The sequence below is a fragment of the Candidatus Chromulinivoraceae bacterium genome (assembly GCA_035478595.1).
Taxonomy (GTDB): domain Bacteria; phylum Patescibacteriota; class Saccharimonadia; order Saccharimonadales; family Saccharimonadaceae; genus CAMLKC01.
This window is the reverse complement of record DATIJL010000011.1, coordinates 90,037-103,593: the sequence shown is the minus strand read 5'-3', so window position 1 is coordinate 103,593 and position 13,557 is coordinate 90,037. Positions and strand designations below refer to the sequence as shown.

Below are 13,557 nucleotides of genomic sequence, written 5' to 3'. Positions count from 1 at the left end.
GATATCCCCAGCGGAGTAGCCTTTACGAAGTAATATTCCAATCTCGGCACGCTCTACTTTGGTGAGGTGTTTGTAGCTGCTCATGCTCCACCAGAGTAGCAAAAGTGCTACGCACTTTCGCACTTCAGAGTTAAGTTTAGGGACAAAGGACGGATGATGGACTTCGAGGCTTATTACACAGCCCAAGAGGAAATAGCTCGTATCGCTCGCGATGCAAAGCTGGTCAAGCAGTATAACCGCTGGGCAACTGCTGCCAGGATGGCCATGCCACAGGTTGTAGCCCATGCTCGCGTTACCCCCCTAAGCAATATGAGCGACTGAACATTGATGGTCGACAGATCATTGCCTGGGAAGTGAACAGCGAGTACGACGGTGAATGGAAAGTATATGTCACCACAAGCGTGGAAGTCATCCTTCACGCACGCCGTGCTAACACGTACCGAACCGTAACCCTCGCACCCATCAATAAGCTTGGAGATGTTGACGAACAGCGACTTGACGCAAACCAGCTCTATCAATTCGTTCAGCAACTTCCTAACTTCGCTCATAAGGCCGGGTATACTCTTCCTGATGAGTGGCGGCGATTCGTTGACAAAGAGTGAATACACAAGCCGCCCGAGAGTCGGGTGCCCCCTCGTCGGAAACGGCGAGGGGTAAGTTATTTTAGATTATAGCCAAATCATTATTCTAGCCTCCCAGCGAACTCGTCAACACATAATATACACACATTGCCTTATCTTGAGTAAAACCTACACACACCATATGTAGTGTATGTAAAATATATTAGACACCTTGCTTTTTAGTAATTTGGGTATATAATAAACATTACAAATCGTTTTAAGTGCCCACATAAGTGCGCGAGGAACCCGTCATTATGACAGAACGAGATTACCAGACCCGACGAATACAACAAGAAGGACAGCCAGAGGTTATTCCTGACTACGTTCCACAGTCAATTGAAAACAATGGACACGGTTGGCCAACATGGCTTAAGCGAACAGTAGGTGGTGTTGCTGCCGCCACTGCACTTGCAGCCGGTATTGCGGCAGGAGTAGGCGCTACAAGTAATCATAATAGTAGTAAAGAAGGGCAGCGCCCCGCAGCTACAGCTTCCGCAACTCCGGGAGAAACAGCATCTACTACGCCATCTTCTCCAGCTGAAACAGCTCCAGTAACCCTAGAGATCACCGCCGACAGTTACGTATTCCGCGATCAGGGCAATACTTATACAGGCGAGACGGCATTTGTCGCAGCTATTCAGAAGGAGTTTGAAGCTCCTACTGGACTTGAAGCTGCTCAAAAAGTACCCAACCTATTAAACGAGTGGGTTAACTCCGGGCTTAATAAATCCGAGGTAACTCAGGACGGTATGTATAACATGCAACAAGTGGTTGCTCTCTATGACGAAGCATATAGCACAGCCCTTACAGGAGCTCAATACTCTACCCTTGGTGAAGACATGAAGAGTCTTCACGCGCAGGCTCTTACTGGATATGCATGGACACACAGTCAACCACAAAACGAACAAGACTACAAAATGGAGATTACCGGCAAGTTCTTTGACTGGATGAAAGTCAACGACGATACACACGTTAATGCAACAATCACCGCAACCGAGACTTACTCAAAATCTACTGGAAACAACACAAGTCAAGATTTCCCAGTTGGATTTGATATTAACACACAAAATGGGGCTAATACCTTTTTGGACTGGGGACCACGAGCAACGTCATAGAACTATAGTCTTTCATTCGAAAAAACAGGCCTTAAAGTAGGGCCTGTTTTTTGTATCTCATCGACTAGCTTTTTCGTTTCTGCTAGTGTTTAATGTAAACATAACTTATATGAAAAGACTAGGTAAAAGCATAAAGGGTTACTTGCTACTCGCCGTAGTGCTTTGTTCTGTGTTTGCCAATCTTTTTGTTAACTATGCCGAGACTCATGCAGCCGCAGACCCAGCGACATTATATGCAGCTCCTGAAGTTCTGGCGGATGCCGTCGCCAGCGAGTTTCGTACTTCATTAGCACTCTGCCTTACATCGGGTGGCGGCAATAATTTGGTAGATGGTTCCGGAGATACACTAACTGCAAAGCACGCCGCTCAAGGCCCCTGGTTTGCAGACACAAACGAAGTGCGTCCTGGAATTTTGGTTTGGGGGAACGCAGACGACTACATTAGTTGTTACGACCTCATTAGCTACAATCCAGCAAAAGCACTTGGTCTTTTAGACAACGTGAAGCTCGCCTGCGCGATGGGATTGGTGCGCACCGATGGCCAAGATTGCCTCACTGATCCTAAACAGAGTGATTTTACAGATAAAAATATTGGTGGTGACAAAAATAAGGTATACGCAAACCTTGATGCGCACAGAACGAATGCTTCAGCACCGCCAACGGGTGGTTGGAATGACGCCCAGAGATATCTTGACGTTATGGAGACGATGACCACCTTCTGTAAGGGGAGTGCGATTGCTAACGTTGGAGGGCCACTCGCAACTCCGTCGGTTGCCGCTCAATATCATGACAGTATTTATAATGTTGTTGATAGTAGCGGGGGTGTAACACAGGTATACTACAACGTTCCAGATCATGGCAAAAAAGCTATGCTAATGAACTACCCTGATAACTTTAACTGGTTAGAAGTATCGTGTGGAGACTTAGCTAAACATTCGACGCAGTATGCATCAGCATACGCCGCCTATGTAAAAACACACCCGCAATCACAAGCATCGACCCCTACGACAAATCCGAATAATGGCGGTAATGATAGCCCACCGACGTGTACTATTTCAGGAATAGGTTGGATTGTTTGTCCAGTTATGCGTTTTATGTCACAGGTAACAGATCAAGCATATGGTGTCGTGAGCGATATGCTTACTACACCCGCCCTCGACACAGGCACCGGTAGTGCTATGTATCAAGCATGGTCAATTATGCGTAACTTTGCAAATGTGGCATTTGTTATTGCATTTCTCGTTATTATATATGCGCAAATTACCGGCTTTGGAGTAAGTAACTACGGAATTAAAAAGTTATTACCTCGCATTATTATTGCAGCTATTCTTGTAAACGTATCCTACTGGATATGCGCCATTGCTGTTGATGTTTCCAATATCCTCGGTAGTTCACTTAAGGGTCTCCTCGAGGGAGCCGGCAAACAATTGTACGTTTCAGGACAAGACTTCACTAAAACAGGAAGTCCGGGATGGGATGCACTTACTGTTAGCGTTATTGCGGGTACGGTAGCGGTTGCGGTGCTATACGCAGGACTTTCCGTTCTAGTTCCAATTCTACTCATGGCGCTCCTCGCCGTTATAACGGTTGTTATCGTACTTACCGCCCGACAAGCAATCATCATTCTTTTGGTAGTTATTTCACCTCTAGCATTTGTCGCATACCTGTTGCCAAATACAGAGAGCTGGTTTAAAAAATGGAGAGAACTCTTCACCTCTCTTCTTATGATGTTTCCAATTATAGCTGTCGTGTTCGGAGCGAGCTCTCTTGCGTCCAGTGTTCTTATGCAGGCATCAACCACGCAAAGTACAAACCCAACTAGCGGTTTTATGGTAATGGTTCTTCATATTATGGCAGCGGGAGTAACTGTTATTCCGCTAGCTATCACACCGGTGCTCATGAAAACTACGACTGGTGTTCTTGGTAAGATCGGTGGCTTTGTCAATAATCCAAATAAGGGTCCTTTCGACCGTATGCGTAAAGGCGCCGCTGGATATCGTGAGAACCGTCAAGAATATCGCAAGCTTAAAGGTATGACAGGTTATCGTAGTCTCCCAGGAAAAGGCGTCGCCGTACGACGATCTTCTCAACGAGCGGCAGTACTTCAAAATCGCAAAAACGAATTAAAACGTGCCGATGCTAACTACATTGCAACACTTGCGCAAAATGATCCAAAATTTGTCGGTAAACTTGCGCAAGGTGGAGGCGCTGGTGCGGAAATGCGTGCTCTTGCGGGTGCCGTTAACATCAAAGCAAAGATTGAAGCAGACGAAATTTCAGCAGCAAATGTTGTCATGACAAATCTTAACGTTAGTCGCGAGGATGCACGAAAGCTATCACAAGGTGGATCCGCAGCTGGTCTAGATGGGGCTGAGTCTGCGGTGAAGATAGCTGCAATGCAGCGTGTCATTAACTCCCATGATACCGAAGGTGTCAATAAACTACTCGATTCAGCCGGTGGTATGGACGAAAAAACACGCATTGCTTTTGCTGATAGTCTGGCATCCTCTAAGGAGAAACCAACCTACGTTAGTCAAAGCGCACTCAATGATATTCGTCAGCACGGAAACGACAAGATCGATCCAGCAACCGGCAAACCTCAAATCGATCCAGCAACCGGCGATACAGTAAAAATCTCGGCACCAAATAGCACAGAACTTGCCGTTACTGCAATCAATAAAAATGCCTACTCCGTTGATAAAATTGCTAATGGCGACAAGGATGAGCTTGCATTTATCGCCAGCGTTGCCGCTGATCCTGCACATACAACTGACAATACGAACCTCAGTAAAAACGCCAGCGAAGCACTCACAAATTCACGTTACGCTGGTCAGATCAGCAAGAACAAATCAGAGGTCGAAGACCTCAGTATGCTTTAACCTAGTATCATTCAAATTTGCGTCATCTAAATGTTATACTTAAGGTTATATGGCCGTCTATAAAGTACCACAAGACGTTGAAGCTGACGACAAGCTGATTGGACCATTCAGTTTTCGTCAGTTTATTTACTTGATCATCGTCGCCATCTCTATTGCGATAGGATGGGGGTTGAGTCGACTATTCATTCCGCTCGCGATCATCCCACTTCCAATTGTCGTATTGTTTGGGGCGCTCGCGTTGCCGCTCAAGAAGGACCAGCCAATGGAAATCTATCTAGCTGCCGTGGTGTCATTTTACTTAAAACCACGCAGACGCTTATGGCAGCCCGACGGTATACAATCACTCGTTGAGATAACAGCACCGAAGGTGATTGAGATAAAACGCGCAAAAGATTTATCTGAAACAGAAGCGCAACAGCGGTTGTCCTACCTTGCTAACATCGTTGATACTGAAGGATGGGCAGTCCGAGGCATCGACACCAATAGCGCAATGCAAAATGACGCGTACTATGAAGCGCAGCAACAAGAGGACGTACTTGATGCTAGTAGTGGCGTTGCGCAATCTTTTGATTCAATGATTAACCAATCCGATGTACGGAGGCGTCAAGATATGATTGAACGTATGCGTCAAACCACTCAGGCTCCTACACCTACTGTGCCCATCATTGCAGCACCGACTGTAGATCCGTACGCAAATCTTACTCCTACAGCTCCAACCACAGACGAACCCCGTTTGACATATAATCCATACCCAACGTCAATTCACCAGTCTGTTATTAACCCCCTCGGTACAAAACCTCAGCCTGAGCAACCAGCACCTGTAGTGGCGACTATTCAGCCGAGTATTCCTACAGTACTTGCACCGCAAGCACCACCCATTGAAACAACCACTAGCGAAACTATAGTGTCGCCTGATATAATAAACCTTGCAAATAACTCCGATTTGTCGATAGAGACAATTGCGCACGAGGCAAACCGCATCCACCAAAAGGAAGAGAAACTCCCCGAGGAGGAAGTTGTTATATCGTTACGCTAAACCTTATTAACTAGAGGCAGGAAAGAGTGGGAAGTGCCACCAATTAACCAACAACCGCAAAATGCGCCAAGTCTACCTCAGCAGCCAAATCCTGCTGTATCCAACATGCCTGCGCAGGGATTTCCACATGGGCCTATGGGCTCGCAACCAGCAGGTGTTGATTCTTCTGCCGACACACCGAAACCACCAGTCCAACAAAATACGACACAGAACAGCCTCCTTATTTCTGAGATTCGCGATGGCATGGTTATTATGAGCGACGGCAGCTTTAGGGCTGTAGTTGCTTGTAAATCAATCAACTTCGACCTTATGAGCTCACGCGAAAGGGAAGGTGTTGAGTTCAGTTACCAAAACTTTCTAAACGCACTGTATTTCCCGGTACAAATTTTTGTTCGTTCTCAACGAGTTGATATTGGTCCATACATTGACCGCCTCGCCACTATTCGTCGTTCACAAGATAACATGCTCCTTAACGTACTTATGGATGACTACATTAACTTCATTGACGTTCTTAGCCAAGAAGCTAACATTATGGATAAAAGCTTTTTCGTCATCATTCCATACTTTCCAGCGGGCGATCTTAATAACGTTATTAAAGATAGCAAAGGTATCTTTGGTAAATTGTTTGTAAAGCAACAGACAACAGCGACTAAAATTGACAAGGTTACCTACGATAAATCTAAGGATGAAATTAAAAACCGTGTCGATTCGGTAACGAGTGGATTATTTCAGCTTGGCGTAAAAAGTGTTCAGCTTAACACCAAGGAGCTAGGCGAACTTTATTATAATATGTACAATCCAGACACCGCCGTACGTGAACCACTTGGTGATTTCGAGGATGTTACAGGCACCTATGTACAAAAGGGCCACGGCGAAGCTCCACGACCACACCTACAAGAAGGGGGAATGTAGCCATGGCTAATAAGAAAAAACTTGATCCAGTTGATATTGCCGCGCAACAACGTGCACGTGAACAAGCCGAGGTAGAACAGGCCTTCTTGAAGGGCATGACAACCCTACGAGACCTGATTGCACCAAGTAGTCTTGAAATTCATTCGAGTCATTTTCGTCTTGGTACTAAATACGGTCGTACGCTTTATATTTATGGATATCCTCGCCAAATCTATACCGGTTGGTTAAGTTCACTCATCAACATAGATGAAGTGCTCGACATTAGTATGTTTATCTACCCAGTTGAGAGCCAAGTCGTGCTTAACAATCTTCGCAAGAAGGTAACTCAACTTGAAGCAAGTATGTCAATCAACAGCGAGAAGGGTCGTACGCGAGACCCTGGTCTTGAGGCGGCCTTACAGGACGCCGAAGAACTCCGAGATCAACTACAGGTTGGCGCTGAACGTTTTTTCCGTTTTGGCCTCTACGTCACATTGTATGCAGATAGCATGGATGAACTTGGATTTGTACAACACAAGATCGAAACACTCTTTGGGCAACAGCTTATCTTTAGTAAGGTCGCTTCAAGTCAGCAGGAGCAGGGTCTCAACAGTACTATCCCACAGATGTCAGACCAGCTTCAGATTCGCCGCAATATGAACACTGGTGCTATCTCTACGAGTTTTCCATTTACCAGTGCCGACCTTACCCAAGAAAAAGGCGTTCTTTACGGTATTAACATGCACAATAATGGTCTCGTCATCTTTGACCGGTTCAGTCTTGAAAATGCCAATATGGTTGTATTTGCAAAGTCTGGTGCAGGTAAGTCGTTTACGGTCAAGCTCGAGGCACTTCGCAGTATGATGATCGGCTCCGACGTGCTTATTATCGACCCTGAAAATGAATATCAAAAACTTTCCGATGCTGTTGGAGGTAGCTATATTCGTTTGAGCCTTAACGCCGATACACGAATTAATCCATTCGACTTGCCTCGAGTGATCGATAATGACGAAGCCGACGATGCACTTCGCGCCAACCTCGTAACACTCCATGGTTTGTTCCGACTTATGTTGGGTGGTAGCCAGGCAACCGCAGCCGGCCAAATGATGTCTGCGCTCACACCAGCCGAAGAAGCTGATCTTGACCAAGGGTTGATTGATACTTACGCCCGCGCTGGCATCACCAGTGATCCGCTTACGCATAACTCCGTTCCTCCGACAATTGCCGATCTCTACGATACGCTACTTCACATGGGCGGCACAGGACCAGCACTCGCACAACGTCTTCGCAAATACACCACTGGGACATTTGCAGGCATCTTCTCCCAGCAGTCAAACATTGATATCAATAACCACATGGTCGTCTTTAATATTCGTGACCTCGAGGACGAGCTCCGACCAGTTGCCATGTATATTGTTTTGAGCCACATTTGGAACATCACACGCAGTGAACAGCGCAAACGTATGTTGATTGTGGATGAGGCCTGGCAGCTCATGAAGTATGACGACTCGGCAAACTTCCTCTTTAGCCTTGCTAAGCGTGCTCGTAAGTATTACTTAGGCCTTACAACCATCACTCAAGATGTTGAGGACTTTATGGGTAGCAAGATGGGACGGGCAATCGTCGCCAACTCTTCTATGCAGCTTTTATTAAAGCAATCATCAAGCGCCGTTGACGTATTATCGGATGTATTTAAGTTAACTGAGGAAGAACGAAAGCGTCTTGCTAACTTTCCAGTCGGACAAGGTCTATTCTTTGCCGGACAAAACCATGTTCATATCCAAATTGTAGCTAGCCAAACGGAACAGGGACTTATTACAACCAACCCATCTGCAGCCATCCAAGCGCAGACGCCTCTTCAAGCACAAAGTCCACAACAACCCCCAACAACTGGATACATGAATCCTGGCGAATATAGCGTATAATAGTGACAGTTTATGGTGGTAGCGAGTTATAAAAACGATGCCGAGGCAGACGAGCGGTTCTATCCCGCCTCTGATAGCGCGCACGATCTTCACAATCAGGAACAAGGTGCTTACGATCGTGAATTTGAAGATATGGCGGCTAATTACGACCAGACCACCAATTCCGACCAAGAAAACGCAAATGTAGCCAAAACAAAAAACATCGACAAGACCAAGGAGCATGAACACGATGCCGGTTGGAAAACAGACGTATCGAGTGAAGGTGGCAAAAAAAAGCCTACAACTTTCTTTGCTCAAGCAAAAAAGAAGGGGCCACTTGGACTTATCATTGGACTCCTCGGTGGTACTGGAATTATGGGTGGTACTATTATTGGTCCGGCAGGCCTTCTTATACACCTAAAAGAAATCACTACAAATATGGTCGATAAGATGTCATCTGTTGTTGAAGCACGCTCCAATTTGATTATGAAGGGCCGTATATTCTCAACAAACGCAACGTGTACCATTAAGGTTCGTTGTCGTTTTAGTGGTCTTACCGACAGGCAAGTGCAGCGTCTTCGTATTCAAGGTGCCGAAATTCTCGATAAAGACGGCAAGCCCCTGACAAAAAACACTCTCGGACGCTACACGGGAGGTAAAACTCTTGTTCTTGCAGACGGAACAAAAGTTGAAGCAAAGGACTACCTGAAAACTATAAGCACTAAGGCGGAGGCCCGCGACTTAAGTCGTAGTGTATTTGCACCGAGATGGCTTTCCTGGAATGATAAAGTATCCAAAAAGATCAGGGCAGACAAAAAACTGACGACAAATCCACAATGGGGAGAGGACGAGAAGACAACTCAACAAAAAATCGTCGCCAATGAAAGCGGAGAGAGTTACAACGCAGACAACCAGAAAGCACCCCCTGCGACCGATGCTAACGGTAAGCCTCTTCCTCCAAATCAGCAACCAGCTCAGGTTGATCTAGGTGATGCAGCAACCAATGTTAATTCCGAAGCTGACCAGCTTAAACAAGCAGCGACTGCGGGTGACCCAATAGCAAGTATTCCGACCGATCCAGCGGCTGCTGCAACTATGACAGAGGATGCGATATCATCGCCATCCGGCCTAAAAAAAGCAGTCGGGCTATTAAATCCAGCGGACTTTCTAGTCGGTATATGTGGCACGTATAAGCTCACTAATACCATTCTTATTGCAGCGAAGACAATCGTCCTTGTGCAAGCTATGCGCTACGCCGCGCAGTTCCTATCGACAGCCGATAAAATTAAGGCGGGTGATGCACAACCAAACGATGTTGAACAGCCGGCAAAGATCTTAGAGACAGCTGACCAGTACGGCAACACCTTCGGAGATTCGCAGACTTACAGTAGGGCCGAATACGGTAAGCCGACGGATGTCGCGCTAGGCTCTAGTGCGCTCGGAAACGGGGTAATACAGGTATTTGCTGCGGTCATTAACTGGATTAATGCTAACATGGGCGGCGCAGAAACAGTTCGAGGCGCCTGTAGTGTTGTAACGAATCCATTTGTACAAGGCGTGCTTTCGTTATCAAGCTTTATACCTGGCGAGGGAGCTCTCACGGGGTTTATTACCAAACTTCTTTCAAAAGAAGCATCTACTGTCGCTCGTACTACCATTACCAATCTCGTAAAGAGCATGGCAAAAGACGTAGTCAAGAAGGCGACAGATGCTCTTACGAAAGATGCCTTAAAAAACGCAGCTAAGGTCGCTACAAAAGAATTCTTAAAAATGGCAGGATCGGCGGCGGGCATATTCCTTGCCGGGTATCTAACCGAGCGTTATGCTATTCCATATTTGGCTCGTGTTATATCCGGTACAATCAATAGCGATATAAACGGTGTCGTTGCTCCAGATACAATTGGAAACGGTCTTGATGCGACAAACCAAGTTACCGCACAACAGCGTGGCATGGTGCCGCTATCTAAAGACTCGGCAGCCGCCTTTAACGATTTTAACAATTCCTCAACTGCCACCTATGTAGCTGACATGCGCGCGCAAAGCAATCCGTTAAACGTCAATGACCCATACTCTGCAAGTAATGCACTAGCTTCTACGTTTTACACATTCGCTTCAAAAATTAAAAACAGCAGCCTCTTAACAGCACCTGCCGCCATTCTATCTAGTCTTAATATAGGAAACCTAATAGGCGATTCGACAGCCCTAGCTGCCGACGGCAACACATCAGGCGATTGCAATGATACATTCCTACAAAGTACTCAACTTGCACTCACTATGTACTGTAATCCCGAAATGGGCTTCAATGATGTCGGGATGCTCCAAAGCGCCGATCCAGATACTGACGTAACTCAGTGGATGATCAATAACCAACAAATTGATGGTAATGGCGATCCCGTCGTTGGTAGTGATTTCGCTAAATTCTCAACTGACTGTCTTGACGACAGTAAGCAAATTACCGACGTTGGTGACGAAGCAAACCAACTACCTTCACATTGCTACGATGTTAACGCGAACAATACAGAAGAGGCAAAGATGTTCCATCTCTATGTTATTGATAGTGGCGTGGTAGATGGCATGGACAACCCACCAACAAATAGCTCCACAAACACAGGTTCTACTGTCGTAAATCCAGCGTACATTCAAGTAGGAAACATTCCCGCAACCGGCATGGTTGTTGGTGCGAGCGTCTTTGGCGGCTCCTTAGATAGTGGAAGTGGCCAGTGGGTAGAGAATCTTGCAGATAACGGAGGAAACGACCTGGGCGACCATGGCAACCACATGACTGGTGTAACTGCTTTTGCAGAACTTGCCAATGGCACAGCCCTTGGAAGTATTCCAGATGGTACAAAGATTGAAATAGACTATAACGGCAAGAAAGTTATCGCAACTAAGGAGGATATTGGCGCAGGTGGTGCTGATATCAACGGTCACAAACGCGCAATTGACCTGTGGTGGCAAACAGCCAATCTCCTCGGTTTCCAAACAGGAACAGGAGTTGTCACTATTCATGCGGTTGATCCAGGCACTACTGTAACGCCGATCTCATCAACGGGGAATCCTAGTCTACAAAATATCGGCTTCACTCTCAGTAATTTATTAACACAGGTTGACTATCGACTACTTTCAAATAGAGGATTCGCATTGTGAAAAAAGTACGACATTACTTTTCGTTAAACCATATAAAACGGACTGCATTGATAATCTTTGGCATAGTGTTTTGTACGCTCTCCATCGCAAGCGAAACCTACGCGGCCGATCAAGTATTTTACGCAAATAACGATATTCTTTTTTACGATAAGTCGTGCTCGTATAGTAATGCAACAGGTAATCTTGTAGGTAACAGTATTAAGGAAAAAATATGGAATTTCCTTAAACAACAGAATTTATCGGATGAACAAGCGGCTGGAGTTATGGGTAATATGGAGGCTGAATCCGCTTTCATTCCAACACGTTTTCAAGGAGATCAAGCATTTAGTCCATGGGATAGCGCCTCGGGGCATGGATGGGGATTGCCTCAATGGGATGGTGGTCGTCGCTACAGTGCACCAAGTAGCGGTGTACTTGGAAAATTAAAGGCAGAGCACCCCGAACTTGTTAAATATGCTGACATCCAATACGACTGGGCAAAAGATCCTGCCATCCAGTCTAAGATACCTGCTTCTGATCTGGACGCACTCCTAAACTTTGAACTAACTTTTCTCCATAACGAAAGTATGTCGAGACCTGTCACGGCATCAGGTTTTGGAAACGCAAAAGACGAATGGGATACACTTAAACTACAAAAAACCGTGGAAGACGCAACGGTCTTTTGGCATAACAACTTTGAGGTATCATCCGACAGTCCGCAAAAAGTCATTCAAGATCGTGGTGGTGCTGCAAAAGCTATTTTGGCAGAATTTGGCGGAAAAAACACAGCTGCTGGTGCATCAGCTTCGACGAGTACTGCACCTGTGGTTTTTATCGACCCAGGCCATGGTGGTGCTATACCAACCTACACTGATCAACAAAGCGGCCTGGTCACCTCTGAGTCTCACAACATGCCTGAGAGTACCGATGTCTTAGACGTTGCCAATCGAGTAAAAACGGCACTCGAAACAGAAGGATATAAAGTTGTTCTCGCGCGCACCACTGACGATCAACAGGTTAAATTTAGAGATAGAGCAAACGCTGCCAAACAAGCTGGTGCAAGTATCGGCATAAGCCTCCATACAACACCAGGCAGTGTAAACCAAGCATGGCCACAGCGTGTCGGTACCTATCGTCAGTATGGTAGCAAAAAAGATACGTTCACCAACCAGGCAACTGCTCAAAAGAGCGAGGCATATGCTAATAACTTTGCAACGACTCGAACCACAAGCGAAGGTCATCCTGTTACGACAGATCCTGGAAATACCCAAGAAACGGCGTCGTTTAACCGTCCAGGCATAGAGTCGACGGGTAACACGCCACTTGTCGAACTCTGGTCACCGGATGTGCCATGGGTTTACAACGAAATTGGACAAGATCAAGGAACGGCTATTTCCGAGAAGCTCAAACAAGCCTACGCTGATGGTGTTATAAAGGGAGTGGAGCAATCCGTTCCGCTAAATACCCGTGATGAGTGCGGCAATACTGCATTTACTGGCGGTAACTTAGCACAGACAATCTTTGCCTACGCATGGCCAGATTATCACGCCGCAGACTATACAACAGAGAAACCTGAATACGCTGCCGCTGTAAAAAGAGCACGTGATCAAGGCCGTTACGTTGGTGGTGGGCAATACCCCGGTGTCGACTGTGGTGGATTTGTAACGACACTCATGGTAGATAGCGGCTTTGAACCGAAATATAACAGCAGTGGTAAGGGAGGTGCTACCCCCGCACAGCTCGCCTGGTTGCAAGCCAATTGGCAGAGCCTCGGTTCGGCAACAAGTATCGATACTGGAAAACTTCAGCCAGGGGATGTTGCTATGTCCAGCGGACATACTTTTGTATACGCGGGAGATATTCCAAACTTCCATAGCCCTACAAAAGTAGCGTCTGCCTCTTACTCGATCTGGCGCGCACCAATGGCTGGACATGAAGGATTAAGTATGGCCGGTTTCAGCTGGTTCAGGAAGAAGTAAGGAGAACT

The 13,557-nt window shown here is 46.3% G+C and carries 9 protein-coding genes; all 9 read left to right on the top strand.

The window, feature by feature from the left end:
• Positions 1 to 153: 153 nt before the first annotated feature.
• The 9 genes from VLG36_03390 to VLG36_03350 all read left to right on the top strand — a co-directional run bounded on the left by VLG36_03390 (position 154) and on the right by VLG36_03350 (position 13,549).
• Positions 154 to 321, top strand: a complete 168-nt coding sequence (locus VLG36_03390; protein ID HSW77816.1) for a hypothetical protein — start codon at positions 154 to 156, stop codon at positions 319 to 321.
• 32 nt (positions 322 to 353) lie between these two features.
• Positions 354 to 602 (top strand): hypothetical protein, encoded by a 249-nt coding sequence (locus VLG36_03385; protein ID HSW77815.1) that lies wholly within the window; start codon positions 354 to 356, stop codon positions 600 to 602.
• 272 nt (positions 603 to 874) lie between these two features.
• Positions 875 to 1,735, top strand: coding sequence for a hypothetical protein (locus VLG36_03380; GenBank protein ID HSW77814.1), 861 nt, complete (start codon positions 875 to 877; stop codon positions 1,733 to 1,735).
• Between the two features lie 109 nt (positions 1,736 to 1,844).
• Positions 1,845 to 4,613 carry an O-antigen polymerase gene (locus VLG36_03375; protein HSW77813.1) on the top strand — a complete coding sequence of 923 codons (2,769 nt, stop codon included), beginning with the start codon at positions 1,845 to 1,847 and terminating at the stop codon, positions 4,611 to 4,613.
• Between the two features lie 49 nt (positions 4,614 to 4,662).
• The gene (locus VLG36_03370) at positions 4,663 to 5,649 is read left to right on the top strand and encodes a PrgI family protein (GenBank protein HSW77812.1); all 987 of its coding nucleotides are present in this window, start codon (positions 4,663 to 4,665) and stop codon (positions 5,647 to 5,649) included.
• A gap of 33 nt (positions 5,650 to 5,682) precedes the next feature.
• Complete coding sequence (locus VLG36_03365) at positions 5,683 to 6,561, top strand: hypothetical protein (GenBank protein ID HSW77811.1); 879 nt, start codon at positions 5,683 to 5,685, stop codon at positions 6,559 to 6,561.
• A 2-nt stretch (positions 6,562 to 6,563) separates the two neighbouring features.
• Positions 6,564 to 8,465 (top strand): DUF87 domain-containing protein, encoded by a 1,902-nt coding sequence (locus tag VLG36_03360; GenBank protein HSW77810.1) that lies wholly within the window; start codon positions 6,564 to 6,566, stop codon positions 8,463 to 8,465.
• A 12-nt stretch (positions 8,466 to 8,477) separates the two neighbouring features.
• Complete coding sequence (locus VLG36_03355; protein ID HSW77809.1) at positions 8,478 to 11,591, top strand: hypothetical protein; 3,114 nt, start codon at positions 8,478 to 8,480, stop codon at positions 11,589 to 11,591.
• Positions 11,588 to 13,549, top strand: coding sequence for a phage tail tip lysozyme (locus VLG36_03350; protein HSW77808.1), 1,962 nt, complete (start codon positions 11,588 to 11,590; stop codon positions 13,547 to 13,549). The genes VLG36_03355 and VLG36_03350 overlap by 4 nt, the downstream gene beginning before the upstream one ends.
• Positions 13,550 to 13,557: the final 8 nt, after the last annotated feature.

Excerpts from the sequence above, each read along its gene's own strand:
- VLG36_03390 (HSW77816.1), top strand. The coding sequence starts at position 154 with ATGATGGACTTCGAGGCTTATTACACAGCCCAAGAGGAAATAGCTCGT.
- VLG36_03380 (HSW77814.1), top strand. The coding sequence starts at position 875 with ATGACAGAACGAGATTACCAGACCCGACGAATACAACAAGAAGGACAG.
- VLG36_03375 (HSW77813.1), top strand. The coding sequence starts at position 1,845 with ATGAAAAGACTAGGTAAAAGCATAAAGGGTTACTTGCTACTCGCCGTA.
- VLG36_03370 (HSW77812.1), top strand. The coding sequence starts at position 4,663 with ATGGCCGTCTATAAAGTACCACAAGACGTTGAAGCTGACGACAAGCTG.
- VLG36_03360 (HSW77810.1), top strand. The coding sequence starts at position 6,564 with ATGGCTAATAAGAAAAAACTTGATCCAGTTGATATTGCCGCGCAACAA.
- VLG36_03355 (HSW77809.1), top strand. The coding sequence starts at position 8,478 with ATGGTGGTAGCGAGTTATAAAAACGATGCCGAGGCAGACGAGCGGTTC.